The 15924-nt window shown below is 60.2% G+C and carries 16 protein-coding genes; 5 read left to right on the top strand and 11 right to left on the bottom strand.

Annotated features, from left to right (window positions below; all coding sequences use genetic code 11):
- Positions 1–161: 161 nt before the first annotated feature.
- Complete coding sequence (locus FHS83_RS15460) at positions 162–1205, bottom strand: 3-hydroxyisobutyryl-CoA hydrolase (protein WP_167083830.1); 1044 nt, start codon at positions 1203–1205, stop codon at positions 162–164.
- A gap of 221 nt (positions 1206–1426) precedes the next feature.
- Here FHS83_RS15460 and hemB point away from each other — a divergent pair, with 221 nt between their 5' ends.
- The 3 genes from hemB to FHS83_RS15445 are packed head-to-tail and all read left to right on the top strand — an operon-like array spanning position 1427 to position 3425.
- Positions 1427–2416, top strand: a complete 990-nt coding sequence (hemB, locus tag FHS83_RS15455; RefSeq protein WP_167083829.1) for a porphobilinogen synthase — start codon at positions 1427–1429, stop codon at positions 2414–2416.
- A 27-nt stretch (positions 2417–2443) separates the two neighbouring features.
- Positions 2444–3040, top strand: coding sequence for a hypothetical protein (locus tag FHS83_RS15450; protein ID WP_167083828.1), 597 nt, complete (start codon positions 2444–2446; stop codon positions 3038–3040).
- 7 nt (positions 3041–3047) lie between these two features.
- Positions 3048–3425 (top strand): hypothetical protein, encoded by a 378-nt coding sequence (locus FHS83_RS15445; protein ID WP_167083827.1) that lies wholly within the window; start codon positions 3048–3050, stop codon positions 3423–3425.
- A 7-nt stretch (positions 3426–3432) separates the two neighbouring features.
- Here the strand turns inward: FHS83_RS15445 and FHS83_RS15440 are convergent, their stop codons facing one another.
- The 6 genes from FHS83_RS15440 to FHS83_RS15415 all read right to left on the bottom strand — a co-directional run bounded on the left by FHS83_RS15440 (position 3433) and on the right by FHS83_RS15415 (position 10214).
- Positions 3433–4029, bottom strand: a complete 597-nt coding sequence (locus FHS83_RS15440) for a TetR/AcrR family transcriptional regulator (RefSeq protein ID WP_167083826.1) — start codon at positions 4027–4029, stop codon at positions 3433–3435.
- A gap of 153 nt (positions 4030–4182) precedes the next feature.
- Complete coding sequence (locus FHS83_RS15435) at positions 4183–5763, bottom strand: DHA2 family efflux MFS transporter permease subunit (RefSeq protein ID WP_208414893.1); 1581 nt, start codon at positions 5761–5763, stop codon at positions 4183–4185.
- 35 nt (positions 5764–5798) lie between these two features.
- The gene (locus FHS83_RS15430) at positions 5799–6920 is read right to left on the bottom strand and encodes an HlyD family secretion protein (RefSeq protein WP_167083825.1); all 1122 of its coding nucleotides are present in this window, start codon (positions 6918–6920) and stop codon (positions 5799–5801) included.
- Positions 6917–7378 (bottom strand): MarR family winged helix-turn-helix transcriptional regulator, encoded by a 462-nt coding sequence (locus FHS83_RS15425; protein WP_167083824.1) that lies wholly within the window; start codon positions 7376–7378, stop codon positions 6917–6919. Before FHS83_RS15425 ends, FHS83_RS15430 begins: the two co-directional genes overlap by 4 nt.
- A gap of 217 nt (positions 7379–7595) precedes the next feature.
- Positions 7596–8636 carry a phosphate ABC transporter substrate-binding protein PstS gene (gene pstS / locus FHS83_RS15420; RefSeq protein WP_167083823.1) on the bottom strand — a complete coding sequence of 347 codons (1041 nt, stop codon included), beginning with the start codon at positions 8634–8636 and terminating at the stop codon, positions 7596–7598.
- Positions 8637–8666: 30 nt separating this feature from the next.
- Positions 8667–10214, bottom strand: coding sequence for an OprO/OprP family phosphate-selective porin (locus FHS83_RS15415; protein WP_167083822.1), 1548 nt, complete (start codon positions 10212–10214; stop codon positions 8667–8669).
- Between the two features lie 230 nt (positions 10215–10444).
- Between FHS83_RS15415 and FHS83_RS15410 the strand changes: the two genes are divergently transcribed.
- The gene (locus FHS83_RS15410; protein WP_167083821.1) at positions 10445–12076 is read left to right on the top strand and encodes a hypothetical protein; all 1632 of its coding nucleotides are present in this window, start codon (positions 10445–10447) and stop codon (positions 12074–12076) included.
- A 5-nt stretch (positions 12077–12081) separates the two neighbouring features.
- Here the strand turns inward: FHS83_RS15410 and FHS83_RS15405 are convergent, their stop codons facing one another.
- The 4 genes from FHS83_RS15405 to FHS83_RS15390 all read right to left on the bottom strand — a co-directional run bounded on the left by FHS83_RS15405 (position 12082) and on the right by FHS83_RS15390 (position 14818).
- Complete coding sequence (locus tag FHS83_RS15405) at positions 12082–12507, bottom strand: DUF6691 family protein (RefSeq protein WP_167083820.1); 426 nt, start codon at positions 12505–12507, stop codon at positions 12082–12084.
- A 1-nt stretch (position 12508) separates the two neighbouring features.
- Positions 12509–12937 carry a YeeE/YedE family protein gene (locus FHS83_RS15400; protein ID WP_167083819.1) on the bottom strand — a complete coding sequence of 143 codons (429 nt, stop codon included), beginning with the start codon at positions 12935–12937 and terminating at the stop codon, positions 12509–12511.
- Positions 12938–12943: 6 nt separating this feature from the next.
- Entirely contained in the window at positions 12944–14209 is a 1266-nt protein-coding gene (locus FHS83_RS15395) for an OmpP1/FadL family transporter (RefSeq protein WP_167083818.1), read from the bottom strand.
- A 135-nt stretch (positions 14210–14344) separates the two neighbouring features.
- Positions 14345–14818: a flavin reductase family protein gene (locus FHS83_RS15390; RefSeq protein ID WP_167083817.1), complete on the bottom strand. Its 474-nt coding sequence runs from the start codon at positions 14816–14818 to the stop codon at positions 14345–14347.
- Positions 14819–14944: 126 nt separating this feature from the next.
- On the opposite strand from FHS83_RS15390, the gene FHS83_RS15385 reads away from it, so the two are divergent.
- Positions 14945–15859, top strand: coding sequence for a flagellar motor protein MotB (locus tag FHS83_RS15385; RefSeq protein ID WP_208414892.1), 915 nt, complete (start codon positions 14945–14947; stop codon positions 15857–15859).
- Positions 15860–15924: the final 65 nt, after the last annotated feature.

The raw sequence follows: 15924 nt of genomic DNA, 5'->3' as shown, positions 1-15924 counted from the left end.
GGGAGGTCTTAAAGACCCGTAAAACTCGCGACGAACACGCGGCAAATCTGTACGTGTCGGCATTTGCTGCCGGGCAAATTTTGCACGCGGCAAACAAAGCGTAAAGGCGCGGAGCTCGCACCCCGCACCATGACGTTGCGTATGGAATTTATGGATAACCCTTAGAGAACAAGCTCTTTCTCGATCGGCGCGAAGTAGGATTGTATGTCATCGAGACTGACATCGCCGAGCGCCGGCGGGTCCCATTTTGGGGCATTATCCTTATCCACAAGGACGGCGCGCACCCCCTCATAGAAATCCTTGCCTTCGAGAATGCGTTTGACCATGCGGAATTCCATCCGCATGCATTCCTCGAAGCTGAGCGTCTTGCCGAAGCGGATTTCATTATAGGTGAGCTTCAGCGAGGTCGGCGAACGCCCACGCAAAAGCGCGGCGGTAGAACTCGACCATTCATCCTCATCCTCTTCGTCCTGATCGAGAACGGCCAGGATGTCCTCCACCGAGGAGCCCGCGAAAACGCGGTCGATCTCGACCCGGCGATCCGAAATGGGCGCGCTCGGCAAAAGGTCACGCGCAATCTCAGACAGCACATCGGCCGGATCATCGCCCGAAGCCATTCCCTCAATCACACCGTCCCAATACTCAGATGGCACCCAATGGGTAGCGAGCTTGAGATAAAGACTATCAGCCGCCTTCACGCGTGCCCCTGTTAGACCGAGATAGAGACCGACCTGCCCCGGCAGACGCGAGAGGAAATAGCTTCCCCCAACATCAGGGAAAAAGCCGATCGCGGTTTCCGGCATGGCGAAGATCGAGGACGAGCCCGTCACGCGATAGCGCCCGTGCACCGACAGCCCCAGACCACCGCCCATGCAGATGCCATGCACCATCGCGATATAAGGTTTGGCGTAGCGCTTGATCAGAGCATTGAGGGCATATTCGGCACGAAAGAACTCTTCCGCGTAGGAGGTGCCTGCAAGACCTGATTCTCGCACCGCGCGGATATCGGCGCCGGCGCTGAACGCCCGATCCCCCGCCCCGCGCACCACCACGGTTGCAACCGCCGGATCATCGGCCCATTCCGCGAGCTTGGCCGTCATGCTCTGCACCATATTGAGGGTCAGGGCATTCAAGGATTTGGGGCGATTCAAGGTGATGAGACCGACAACGCCGCGGTTCTCGAACAGAATCTCGGGTTCACTCACGGCTATCACCTCAATAAACGGACCAGAAACGGGGATGTTCGGCAGTAAGCCGCAGTCGACCGCGAGCCGCAAGCCTGCCCCCCTGCGACCTGCTGGCTTCAAAGCTGACAGGTTGATCAAAATTCACGCACAAGCGGCGCTCCGGGGCATATCCTTAGGGCTGCGCTGGGCCAGCCCAGTGGCCTATACTGCCCACCAAGAACACTTGATCCGGAATTTCCATGCCGCAATTTCCTTTGACTCGTATGCGCCGCACCCGCGCGAATGCCTGGTCCCGTGCCCTGGTTGCCGAAAACATACTCACCGCGCGAGACCTGATCTGGCCGCTTTTTGTTGTGGATGGAGAGAACAAACGGGTTCCGGTGGCTTCTATGCCGGGTGTCGACCGGCTTTCGGTCGATCTCGTCGCCGAAGCAGCCGTGGAAGCTGAAGCGCTCGGCATCCCGGTCATCGCGCTGTTCCCTTACACCGATCCGGCGAAGAAGGACGAAGTCGCGAGCGAAGCCTTCAACCCCGATAATCTCGTCTGCCGCGCGACACGCGCCATCAAAAAGGCCGCCCCAGGTATCGGCGTTCTCTGTGATGTGGCGCTCGATCCTTATACCAGCCACGGTCATGACGGGCTGATCAAAGACGGCTATGTGGTCAATGACGAGTCCGTTGAAGCGCTGGTCAAGCAGAGCCTGGTACAGGTCGAGGCGGGCTGCGATATCATCGCGCCATCCGACATGATGGACGGGCGCATCGGCGCCATTCGCGAAGCACTCGAAGATGGCGGCCACAAGAATACGCTCATCATGGCGTATGCCGCCAAATACGCTTCGGCCTTCTATGGCCCGTTCCGCGATGCGGTGGGCTCAGGCAAATCGCTGACCGGCGACAAGCGCACCTATCAGATGGACCCGGCGAATTCCGACGAAGCCTTGCGCGAAGTGGCGCTCGACATCAAGGAAGGCGCCGACATGGTGATGGTGAAGCCTGGCATGCCCTATCTCGATATTGTGCGGCGGGTGAAGGATGAATTCCTGATGCCAACCTATGCGTATCAAGTATCGGGCGAGTACGCGGTGCTGATGGCGGCCATTGAACGCGGTTTCCTGGAACGCGAACGCACCATTTTGGAAAGCCTTACCTGCTTCAAGCGCGCGGGCGCAGACGGAATCCTCACTTATTTCGCGTTGGAAGCAGCGAGGCTTCTCAAAGCGGGCTGATCCGCGTGTTTGGCGAGGGGGACCTAAATGAACACCAGACGCCATTGTCTGATCACTATGGCGGCAGTCGCCAGCATGTCCGCAGCTCATGCCAGTCTTGCCTATGAGGTGCTCAAGCGTGGCCCCTGCCCCAAACTCGTCCCGGGCAAACCCGACAAGGTCGATTTCGGCCACGGGCTGCTCATTCCAATGAGCAAGGACGCCTTCCACACGCTGTGGGAAGGCGATGACCGCTTCATCGCTTATGGTCATGGTTTCGGTCAGAGCGAGGCGGCGGCGATGGGCCAAGCTGAGGAAGCAGCCATCGGGACGATGAAGCTGTATCTGCTTACCCTCGCCTTCGCACCTGACCGGCTGATGCACATCGATGGCGGCGGCTGGGTTTTGAAAAGCGGAAAGACCGAAGATCTCGTCAAAGGCGATGTTGAACTGAAGGGCCGCCCCGTGATGCCCACCACCGACACCAAGTTCAGCTATTCCGCCAATGAGGCGGCGGGCGGCGACGCGGGCGACGAAACGCGCGGCGGCGGCGGTGCGGTACATGCGACCACGGGCTGGCTGATCTGGAAATCGGATGCCGATCTGGAGTATGTGCGTCAGCACGCACACCTCCTTGCACCCTGAGATCCCAATGGCCACGCCCCGTTTTACTGCCAACCGCTACCGTTTGATCGTGTTAGTGGTCCTCACGGCCATTACGCTGGCCTATGGCTATTATCTTCTGCGCAGCTATATGCCCGGTCAGGCTCCGGTCGCCGCGGAGAAATACTCCGTGCCGGTTTCTGTTACCGCGGAAGGCGGAATAAAGCTGGAGGGCACTCTCTATACCAGCCCCGAGGCGCTGAAGACCAAGGTGGCCGATCTACAGCGCCTTCATCCCGGGATGGGCTTTTCCATCGCCGCCAAGCGCGGGGACTCGCTGGAAGCCGTCGCGAAGGCGGTGGTGCTGCTCCAGCAAAGCGGCGCCAAAACGGTGTGGGTGCTCAACGAGCCCCAAAATCCGAAATAGCCCGTTCCTATTCTCTGACCGCAAAGAGCGAACGCAGCAAGATCTCAGCGCGTGATGGCAGGACGTCCAGCCCGGAGCGGCGCTGGCCCAGATCGATCACGTTTTCGAGAACAAGCATGGCCAAACCATGCACCGCCGCCCAAACCGCCAAACCCAGTGCGGAATCGTGCAGCGCCTTGCCGATCTCGTCCCCCACCGAATCCGCCGCTTCCGCCAGCTTGGGGAAGGATTCACGGTTGGGGAGCTGCGGCCCGAACATCAGGCGCGCCAGGGCCGGACGCCGTGCCACAAACCGCATATAAGCGGCCCCGACCGCAGCGATACGATCGGGTTCCGCGCCTGGAGTTGCGGCAGCTTCGACAATCTCCGCCTTGAGCTCTGCGAAACCTTCGGACGCCAATTCAACCAGCAGCGCCTCGTGATTGGGAAAGTGACGGTAGGGAGCCGCGTGGCTCACCCCTGCCCTGCGCGCCACCGCCCGAAGACTTAGCGCGCCCAGGGATTCTTCTTCCAATATCGCCCGCGCCGCGTCCAACAGGGCGTTGCGAAGGTCTCCGTGGTGATAGGGCCTTTTGGGCCCGGTAGACCGTACATCCATGATCATGCTTACCTTTGCCTCCAGCCTTCCTAACGGGCGACAGGCGTGATGTATCCATCGGCGGCAGCCTCGCTTATCGCGCTCCCGCGCTCTGGCGAAATTATGGCGGCTGCGAACCTTTAAACCCGGTCAATTTACGCGTCGCGGCTGTAAATGGCGCTATTCCATCGCCTCAACCGCAGGACGCTGCGCGCCGCTGGTGAAAGACGGACGCCGCATGAGCCAGATTAAAGGATACATTATCAGGGTCAGATAGAACATGAATAGAAAATCATTCGCATACGCTTCAATCGCGGCACGCAACGAGATCAGCCCGTTAAAGCCAGCTTGCCCCGTGGGAAGCTGCAGATTGTAGTAGAGCGCCTCCCCATTGACGCCTAAGCCACGATTGAAGGGCGTGGCGAAGCGCACGAGATCCGAGCGGATCGCCTGCAGGCTGTTGGTAAGCACAGTCGTCGAAACCGAAACACCAATCGCGCTGCCGACATTACGCACGAGATTCATGAAGGCGCTGCCATCGGTGCGGAACTGGCCCGGCAATGTCGCGAAGGCAACAAGGTTCAGCGGGACGAAGACCATGCCGAAGCCGAAGCCCTGCACCGTCGAGACATAGAGCAATTCCCAATAATCGACCGACGGGGTCCATTGCGCCATCTGCCAAAGCGACCAAGCCACACAAGTGACGCCGATGGTCATCAACACACGCGGATCGGTGAAGTTGGCGATACGCCCGACTAGGATCATCGCGCCGATAGTGCCAAAGCCTCGCGGACCTAAGAGAAGACCCGTCTGCAGCACCGAATAGCCGCCAAGATTTTGCAGGAAAGGTGGCATCAGCGCCGAAGAAGCCAGAAGTACCGCGCCGACCACGAACATCACGATCTGCGAAAAGGAGAAGTTTCGGTCGGCGAACATCTTGCGCGGCAGGAACGGCGCCTTGCCGAGGAAAAGATGCACCATGAAGAGATATATGCCGAGGCCGGTCAGCACGGCATAGATGATGATCTCGAGCGAGGAGAACCAGTCCTGGGTCTCGCCGCGATCCAACATGAGCTGCAGCGAGCCCATCCCCACGGCCATGAAGAGAAAGCCGGACCAGTCGAATTTCAGGCCTTCGTTGCGATTGGTATCCTTGAACACCAGCCAGAGGCCGAGCGTCGCCGCGATACCGAAGGGGACGTTGACGTAAAACACCCAGCGCCAGCTATAGGCATCGGTGAGATAGCCGCCGAGTGTCGGGCCCAAGATCGGGCCAAGCATCACGCCGATGCCCCAGATCGCCATCACCTGCGCGCGCTTTTCGATCGGGAAAAGATCGATCATCACCGACTGCGATAAGGGTGCGAGCGCCGCGCCAAAGACGCCCTGCAAGAGACGAAACACTACGATCTCGGAAAGATCAGTGGCCATGCCGCAGAGCATCGAGGCGACGGTGAAGCCGATCATCGAGACCAGCAGGATGTTCTTCTTGCCGAAGCGCGCGGCGAGCCAGCCCACCGGCGCCGTCATCACCGCCGCCGCCACGATATAGCTCGTCAAGACCCAGGTGATCTGGTCCTGCGAAGCCGAGAGACTGCCGCGCATGTAAGGCAGCGCGACATTGGCGATAGTGGTGTCGAGGGCCTGCATCAGCGTGCCGGTCATCGAACACATCACCACAATGATGAGTTCGGTGCGGCCATAGTGCTCGTGACTGTGGCCGTGGGCACCTGCAGATGCGGCTGCGGAAGCAGAAGACATACTTATCTGTCCCAAAACTTACTGGGCAAAACGATTTACCGGTTCGAGAACATGCGGCTCCAGCGACGCTCGCCGGTGTCGATGGAGACGATGGCGCTCATGCCCGCACGCAGCTGCGGATCAGAGGGCTTCACATCACAAGCGATACGCACCGGAATACGCTGCACGACCTTGACCCAATTCGAGGAGGCATTTTCCGACGGCAACGCCGAAAACGCGCCCGAGGTCGCCCGGGCAATGGCGCCGACATGGCAGCTCCAGGTCTTGCCCGGATAAGTATCGATGGTGACATCCACCGGCGCGCCGACGCGGACATGGGTGAGATCGGTTTCCTTCATATTGGCTTCGACCCACAAATCGGTGGTCGAAACCAGCCCCACCGCGGAGGTGGTGGAGAAAGAGGACATCGCGGAAATCAGCAACGTACCCGGCTGCAGAGAATCCACCTCGGTGACATCACCGTCGAATGGCGCACGCACGGTGGCGTGGTTCAGCTGACGCACGGCTTCATCATAAGCGGCCTGAGCCTGCAAATAGGCCGGCGCTTTTTCGGGCGGCAGATCGGGATTGCCGAGCAGCTTGTCCAACTGGGTGCGGGCATTTTGCTGGCTGGCTGCCAAGGTCGCCTGGGCGGAGGCCAAAGTTGAGCGTGCCTGATCCAAAGTCTGCGGCGCGATGGCGTTCGACTTGGCGAGCGCGGCATAGCGGGTATAGGTCGTCTGGGCGAGACGCACTTGCGCCTGCTGCGCGGCAACCTCGGCCACCAAAGCCTTATACGCGGCCTCGGACGACAGCACGCCTAAACGCGCCTCCTCCAGCGCCGCCTTGGAATTGGCAACCGCGATTTCGAAGGGGTGCGGATCGAGGGTGAAGAGCACCTGCCCTTTTTTGACATGCTGACCAGCGCGCACATCGACGGTTTTGACCAGACCGGAAACGTCGGTCGTCACCATCAGCTTGGCGGCGCGGACATAGGAATCGTCGGTTCCGACATAACGCCCGCTGGTGAGCCAAGCCGTCAGCGCCACCACGGCCACCAGCGACACACCGCCGATCATCAGCACGCGGCGGAGCCGCGCCTTATCTTCGATCAAGCCGCCGAGCCAGGAGTTGCTGCGCTTAACGTTGGAGCCTTCATAATAGGTACCGGTACTCATGACTGATCTCCTTCGGGCGCCCCAAAACCTTCGGTCAGCAGGGTTTCCTTGAATTGTAAAAGAACGCGGTGGGCCGCTTCCCAGTCAGCGGGGTCCACAACTTCGCGCAGCTTGGCCACGGCCATGGCGCGGTATTTGTCGATCTCTGCGATGAGGGGCGTGGCGGCAGGCAACAAATGCAGCCGATGCATGCGGCGGTCGGACGGGTCCGGGCGGCGCTCCACAAAGCCTGAGGCCTCCAGGCGATCAATCAGCCGGGCCACCGTGATCGGCTCTACCTCCAGGATCGCGGCAAGCTCGGTCTGGGACATGCCCGGGCGGCATTCCAGCTTCATCAGGGTGACGCACTGGGCCCGGGTCATCCCGAACTGGCGCGCATACTGGTCAAAACGGGTGCGCATCAGGCGCGCCACGTCATGCAGCACAAAAGGCAGATCGTTTTGTATGGTCTTTGGCATGGCTCATCCGTCCGGCCAAACAGATAAGCTTGCTTATTATGTCATGCAAGATGATAACGCAGCCTATTTTAAGCCGCCACAGTAAGATCACATTTTTGGCGGAAACGCGGCGTTTCTGTCCCAGAATGTCTCAGCCCCGAGCCCGCGCAGCCCTAGAAACGCAGAAAGGGCGGCCCGAAGACCGCCCCTTCAAACTACCCCCCACTCAACTTAGGTCTTAGAAGCCCGAGCCCTGGACTTGCTTCCAGCTCGCTTCGATCGCCTTGGTGGCAACTTCCGGCAGCGGGACATAGTCGAGGCTGAGAGCAGCGTTGCCGCCGTTCTTGTAGGCCCAAGAGAAGAACTTCAGCACGTCCTTGGTGGTAGCCTGATCGGCGGGCTGCTTATAGACCAGGATGTAGGTGGTCGCGGTGATCGGCCAGGTGTTGGCGCCGGGCTGATCAACGATGATCACGTAGAAGCCGTTATTGGCAGCAGCAGCCCAGTCAGCACCCGAAGCAGCGGCCTTGAAGGTGTCAGCCGACGGGACAACCGTCTTGCCGTCCTTATTGATCATGCGGGTGTGCTTGAGGTGGTTCTGCTTGGCATAGGCGAATTCGACATAGCCAATCGAACCCGAGGTCTGCGCGACGTTACCGGCAACGCCTTCGTTACCCTTCGCGCCGATGCCGACAGGCCAATCGACAGCCGTGGCGGCGCCGACCGACTTCGACCAATCCTGCGACACGCGGCTGAGGTAGGTCGTGAATACGAAGGTCGTGCCCGACGCGTCAGCGCGATGGACGACGGAGATCGCCTTGCCCGGCAGCGCCAGACCGGGGTTCAGCGCCTTAATGGCGGCATCGTCCCAACGGCCGATCTTGCCCGCGAAGATGTCGGCGAGAACCTGACCGGAGAGAACCAGCTGGCCAGCGGCCACGCCCGGAACGTTCACGACCGGCACAACGCCACCGATCACGGTGGGGAACTGGGCCAGACCGAACTTATCCAGTTCAGCCTTCTTCAAGGGAGCGTCGGTGGCGCCGAAGGTCACGGTCTTCGCCTTGATCTGGGCGATACCGCCGCCGGAACCGATCGACTGATAGTTCAGGCCCACGCCGGAGACGGACTGATAGGCGCCCGCCCACTTGGCATAGATCGGATAGGGGAAGGAAGCGCCGGCGCCGTTGATGTTCGCGGCAAGCGCGCCCGTCGCAATCACCGCCGCCGAGGCAATCCCGGCAATGGCAGTCATCACAGACTTCAGAGAGACGTTCATGTGAGTTCCTCTCAAGGGAGATAGGAAGAATTAGTTCGTGAACTGGAGGCGGATGCCGACGATGTTCAGATCTTGACCGATCTGGGTACCGGCAACGCCGCTCTGACGCTTCACGTTGACGATGAGATCATGCACCTGGAGCTTGACGTTATTGTTGAGGTACCAATTCAAGCCGAGGTCAACAATACGCTCATCACCACCATTGATGCCAGACTGCGAGGTCGCGGTGGCGGCCAGATTCTTGTTCCAGTTCAGGTTGGTGTCGCTGTAGCGGGCGACCAGTTCCCAAGCGCCCCAGCTTTCGCCGGAGAGCGAGAAGGGATTGGCAACCTTCGGCGCGCCGAAACCGCCGACTTCGTTGTTCTGCGAGGACACGGTGTAGGTCTTCGGCTCACCGGTCAGGACCCACGAACCTTCGACATAGAAGCCGGAGAAGCTCGGGCTGTCGCCAGCCTGGGCGCCGTTCGCCAGACGATCGACCTGGAAGTTGGTGTATTCGCCGCCGAGATAGAAGTTCTCGATATTGGCAGCCGCATCGAAGGCATACATCGAAGCATGACGCGCGTTGAGACCGCCGGTCGAGATTAGACGGGTCGGGCTGACGCGGATTTCAGGACGATCCTGCAGGTTCACGAAACCAGTGGTGGAGTTGCCGCCCTGGCTGATGATCGTGGCTCCCGAGGCGCCAATCGAGGCGTTCGACACGCCGTCGTTCCAGAAGCGATAAGAAGCGCGGCCGAGGAGCTGCGTCTTTTCATCCGTGCCGGTGGCGTGGTCGGTGCCGGTGCCGGTGGTGTTGCCGGTGAAGGCGACCGAGAGAACCAGGTTGTCGTCAGACTTGAAGACGCCAGCCTTCTGATAGGTCAGTTCAACGCCGCGGCGGCTGTCGCCAGCGCCGAAGACGTCGGCAGCGATGTTGTCGATTTCCGGACGTTCCAGGAACATGAGCTGGCCCGAAGAGGTCGTGCCTTCGAGCATGAACACCGGCTCGATCACGCCCGCGCTGAGGCGGAAGTTCGGGATGCCGTTATAGTTCACGCGGGCGATCGACATGCCGAAGCCTTCAGCATCCGTGCCGCCGCCGTTGTAACGGAATTCGTACCAGAAATCATTGAAGGCCTTGCCTTCAACGCCGAAGAAGCCACGGCGGATGACGGCGCCGGAGGCCAGATCCTTGGTCGCGCCAGCCGGCAGCGAGGCCGGGCTGTCCTGCATGAAGCCCGCGAAGTCAGCCTGGAAGCGCACGCGGAAGGCCATCGAGAAACGGCCATCACCCGACGAGATCACCGGACGGCCGTTGTCGAAGGTCCACTTCGCGTAATCGAAATTCTGTTCCAGGGTGGAGAGACGCGTGTGGTCGCTCGAAGCCTTGGATTCATCGGACTGGAGGGCATCTTCCAGCGCCTGGATGCGCGCCGCAAGTTCGGCGTTCGTCGGGCCAGCCGGAGCCGCAGCCGGAGCAGTGGCCGGCGTGACGGACGTGGCGTCGGACGATTTCTTCGCTGCGTAACCGGCTTGGGCGGTCGCAAGGAGTGCGATCGCTGCCACGCCTGCCAGTAAGGCTGACTTCCCCTTCATAGATACCTCTCTAAAATTTCCCAGAGCGAAGCGGCCAGCTATTCCCCGCCGACGGTGCTTTCACCCGCGCGGAGGAATTACAGTGGGGAAAGACAGGTAGGTGACGTCTGGATGAAGTAAATGTGACAGCGCCTGATGGCCCGGAATTCGTTGCCGGTAAGGCACACTTTTCCAGCAACCAACTCTCGTAATCGCTTGAATATATTCACCTGCACGATACCGTCTGCCGCATGACGGGGGCCGCACGCATCGCGAGAGTATGGGCGATTTTCGCCGGCCTTATATTTGTATTTCATGTTTACGACAGCGCCCGCGCCGCAGAATCAGCGCCCTATTCCATCCGCGCCACACAATGGAGTGATGCCGACGAACGCAGCTATGAACGCTTCATCGCTTCTATCGGCGAATCCGATTGCGGCACGCTGGATGAATGCTTGCGCTCCTCGGCTAATCCTTTCTTCGGCAGCGATCCGCCCTCACGCCATTTCTATTCGGACTGTGCCCAGCTTCCGTATCTCTTGCGCTTCTATTATGCCTTCAAACGCGGTCTGCCCTTTTCCTATGTAAATGGGGTTGCAGCGCATGACGCAGGCGTGGCGGATCTGCGCTATTCGCGAAATGGCAACAAGCCGGTCTCACGGCGTGATCTGGCGAGCGGGCGCAACGGCTACGCGATCCTCGATCAAATCCGCGGCGAGGTATCGTCGGCGAGCTATCGCATCCATCCCGATATCGATGGGCCCGTGGCACCGGATTTCTATTCTCCTGCGATCAAGCCCGGCTCCATCCGCCCCGGCACGGTAGTCTATGATCCTGCGGGACATGTCGCGATTGTCTACAGGGTCGATCCCGATGGGCAGATCCATTCCTTTGACGCGCATACAGATTTCACCCTGACCCAGCTCACCTTTGATGTACGCTTTGCACGCTCGCGGCCCGCCCAAGGCTCAGGTTTCAAAAACTGGCGGCCCTTGAGGCTGGTAGGGGCGGAAAAGCATCCGGACGGCAGCTATCGCGGTGGGCGCATCGTGGCGGCTAAGAATAGCGAGATCGCCGATTTCTCGACCGAGCAATTCTACGGCACCGGCCCGCGCCCCAAGGAAGAAGCCTGGGCGAGCGGCAGCTTTACGGTGAAAGGCCAGACCTTCGGCTATTACGATTTCGTGCGGGCGAGGCTTGCCGGTGGGGTACTGCGCTTTGACCCAATCAAGGAGATCGGCGAGATGACCTCCTCGCTGTGCTCCGATTTGCAATACCGCGCCGGCGCCGTGGAGCTTGCCCGCCGTATGAGCGCGCTGCCGCACCCCGCCCGGCTGCCCCGCAACATCTATGGCAGCGATGGCGATTGGGAAATGTTCTCAACCCCATCGCGCGATGCCAGATTAAAGATAGCCTTCAAGTATTTGCGGGATATGGCTCAGAGATTTGTTGAACTTGCTGCGCAAAAGGACACGAGCCATCTCGCCTATAAGGGCAGCAATCTGGCGGGCGATCTTCTGAAGACCTATCAGCGCGCCAGCGCCACCTGCATTATCACCTATCGTAAGAGCAACGGCGCGCAACAGAGCCTATCCTTTGAAGAATCCCGATTGCGGCTATTCCAGATGAGCTTCGATCCCTATCACTGCCCGGAGCGCCGCTGGGGCGCCAGCGATCCCGCCGAACTTTCAAGCTGCCGCGATGGCGAAGCCAAAAAGGCGTGGTATGACGCCGAACAGCCCTTACGAAACCAGATCGAGCGGACCTATGACGCCCGCATGGATTTCACTCTGGACGAGCTGAAACGCCCCGGGGTCGGCGCCGCCTTCCCGCCTGATACGGATGTGGCGCGGTATTTGACCCGGGCGGCGAAACAGGAATGAGACCCTTAGCGCTTGAGCTGGTCGGCCAGAACGATCCCCGCGATTAGCGCCGCCACAAAGACCAGGACCTGCGGCGCCAAGCTCGAAAGCAGGACCAGCGCCGGGCCAGGGCAAATACCACTAAGGCCCCAGCCGAGGCCAAACACCGCCGCTCCCAACACCAGTTGCCAAGTGATGGCGAAGCGATTGGGCAACTCGAAACGGGTTCCCAAAAGGGCGCTACGGCGCCGACGAGCCAGCCAGAACGCCGGGGCCGCCACGACCACAGCCCCACCCATGACAAAGGCCAGTGCCGGGTTCCAAGCGCCCGCGATATCCAAAAAACCAGCGACCCGGGCCGGGTCCGTCATATGCGACAGGATCAGTCCTAAGCCGAAGATGATCCCAAAGGCGGCGGCAGTGACGACGAGAGCGACATGGCGAAGGATCATCTCACAGCCCCGGCACGACATGGCGGACAACGAATACGGTCACGCCCGCCACCGCCATGAAAATGAACGTAGCGAGGAGCGAGCGCGGAGAGAAATTCGCCAAGCCGCAAACGCCATGACCGCTGGTGCAGCCGTTAGACAAGCGCGTGCCAAAGCCCACCAGAAGCCCGGCAAGACCCAAGACCACCAGACCGGCCTGATGCTGCGGCACCACCGGCGCGATACCGATCAGACCAGCGGCAAACGGCGACGCGATGAGACCGGCCAGAAAGGCATAGCGCCATGGCGCGGCACCCCGGCGAAGCGCCTCTCCAAGGATGCCGGAGATCCCCGCGATATGGCCGTTGACCAGCAGAAGCCCTGCCGCCGCCGTGCCAATCAGTATCCCGCCAAGCAGGGACTCTCTTACGGTATCCAGAGAAAGAGGCATGCCACCCTACAAATGCCAGCCCACCGCCAAACCAGCGACGACCTCGCTCAAATGCACATTGACTTCACCACCGCCGAAATTCGGCGGAATGGAGCCAGTGCCCGTGATCGTGGTCTTCGGCGCATAAGTCAATGACGCGCTCACCTCGGTGCCGCCTGAGGAAGTCCAGGTGCCACCCGCGCTAAGGTGATGCTGCACCACGCCCGGCGCCAAGGTGTTCAGGAATGTCTCGCTATGGCGCACAGGCTGCGAACCCCAGCCCCAACCGGCCCTCACCTGCCATTGCGGCGCGATGGCGTAATTGAAGCCGAGTTTCACCGCCGTGACATCACGCCAGCCAAAACCAGGACCGGCATCACTGCCAAAGGGATTGCCGAGGAAGAGCTGGCTGAGGCGGTTTCCGACGGCATCGACGCCGCTATAGTCGATACGCTGCACATCCAGGGCGACATCCAGCGCGTCGGTCAGCTTGTAGCTGGCCCCAATGCCGTAAGACGACGGCACATCGAAACTGCCCTGACCGGCGAACAGCCCCGCGTATTTCTTGAACGCCCCGGAATAGCTCTTGGACTGCCAGAAGGCGCCCACACTTAAATCCGGCGTCCATTGGCCGAGATAGCCGACCCGCACGCCAGCGCCCCAGGCGTGATCGGTATTGCGGTTCGAGAGTTTGGTGGGCGCCGACGAAAAGCCCGTAAAGATACCAACACCCTCAGCCTTGAAGAGCTGGTAGACGATGTTCAGCGACACGCCGATGCTGTGGCCCTCGGCGATTTTGTAAGCCACGGTTGGAGAAATGAACGCCTGTTCGAGATTGACCCCCGCTTTTCCAGTCGCGCCAAACCGCGCGAAGGGATTGTTGTCATACGACGTGTTCATGCCGCCATTGCCATAAACGGCAATACCAACCGCCCAGTCATCACTGAGGACGCGCGTGTAGCCGATCTGCGGAATGAGGAAGGTGGACACGCCACTGCCGTCATAGCTCTGATCAGGCGCCACTGCATTGCCCTTGATCTCAGCGCCGCGATCAGGTGCAAACAGATCAGCGCCCACATCAAAGCGATTGCCGATCTTGAACAGCGAGGCCGGATTGCTAGCGAGCGCCAGGGTGTCTTTCGGATAGGCGATGGATGCGCCCGCCAAGCCTTCGGCCTGCACGCCAATACCATGCTCGAAATAGCCGAAAGTGGCATGGGCCGGCAGCGCCGATACTAAGACCAGAGCCGAACCCGCAACCGCCCCTTTTAATCCCAAAAAATGCTTGTGCATTACATCCTCCGCTCTCACGGAAGCATGTAAAATGACGCGCGCCATAATGTCTAGTTATTCTATAGGAATTGTTATATTATACAGAACACCTTCGTGAATTGCGATAACTTGCGGATTTTCGATGGTGGGCAGTTCCTACTCCGCCACACCATAGCGGCTGCGGAAATAGGTCAGCGCGGCACCGTCTTCCCGCACACTGAAGCGCGTCACGCGGCCTACTAAAATGACGTGGTCACCAGCATCATGCATCGCCTCGCGGCTGCACTCGAACACCGCCAAGGCCCCCTCCATCGCCGGGGCGCCGTTCTCTGTCTTCGCAATCGGCAGACCAGCAACCGAGCAATCGGCGCTACAGGCCAGCCGATCGGAAACCGACCGCTGATCGGCGGCGAGCACCGAAATGGTGAATTCGGCGGGTTTGGTAAAGAGATCGTAACGGCTGGAATTCTTGCCCAGGCACCACAGCACCAGCGGCGGGTCCAGCGACACCGAAGAAAAGGAATTCACCGTAATTCCCTTGGCATTCTCGCCCTCGCCCGCCGTCACCACAACAATCCCCGTAGGGAAAGTTCCGAGGGCTTTGCGGAAGGCACGGGTATCTACGGTCATCGAAAGATCCAAACTGAAAGCTTCGGTTAAGCCAGATGCGGCATTCTCCGCCGACGTTAGGCGAGGTTCGCAGCGGCGAAAAGGCCGGATAGCGAAACCCGACAGGGTAATTACAGGGGATTGGCGGTGGCGGACCAGCCGATTGTCATTAAGCGCATAAAAAAAGGCGAGCACGCCCATCACGGCGGCGCTTGGAAGGTGGCCTATGCGGACTTCGTGACCGCAATGATGGCCTTCTTCCTGCTGATGTGGCTCATCAATACGACCACCCCGGAGCAGAAGCGCGGGATTGCCGACTACTTCGCCCCCCAATCCATCTCGCAGACGGTTTCAGGCGCCGGCGGCGTTCTGGGCGGCAAAGTCATGGGCCAGGAGACCGCACGCGCCGGTGGCGCCACCTCCATGTTCCAGAAAAACAGCCCCCCCTCCAAGAATTCCTCGGAGAAATCGGCGCAGAACGGTTCCAGCCAAGGCGGCTCCAATTCCTCTGAAAACGCCAGTGACACCAACGCCAACGCAGAGGCCCAATCGAGCTCGACCCAGAACGGCGATTTCGCCCATGCCGCCGAAGCGATCCGCCAGGCTATCGCAGATAACCCTGATATCGCCCAGCTTTCCAAGCAGGTGATGGTCGATCAAACCCCTGACGGCATGCGCATCCAGCTCGTCGATCAGGATGGCCGCCCGATGTTCCAGCAGGGCACCTCCACCCCCATGCCCTATACCCGCAAATTGCTTGAGACTATTGCCAAGGTGATTGATCGCCTGCCCAATCGCGTCTCGATCTCCGGCCATACTGAGGGCAAAGCCTTTACAGGCCCCAGGGGCATGACCAATTGGGAACTTTCCGCCGAACGCGCCAATGCGGGACGGGCCATTCTTTCCGCCGCCGGGCTCAATTCGGATCGCATCTATGAAGTTGCAGGCAAGGCGGGGGCAGAACCATTGCTGCCGGAAGACCCCAACGCCTCCGCCAATAGGCGTCTTTCCATTGTTCTGATGCGCGAGGCGCCCCCTGTCCCCGTGGGTCATCAATTGTAACGCGATTTTCTCCTAAGAAAGGCTGGCGCTCGCGCCCCTAGGGCTGTCATAGTCCTTTTGCACAG

The organism is Rhizomicrobium palustre, from assembly GCF_011761565.1.
In the GTDB taxonomy this organism is placed as follows: Bacteria; Pseudomonadota; Alphaproteobacteria; order Micropepsales; family Micropepsaceae; genus Rhizomicrobium; species Rhizomicrobium palustre.
The sequence above is the reverse complement of the archived record's forward strand: the minus strand, read 5'-3'. Positions and strand labels throughout refer to the sequence as shown.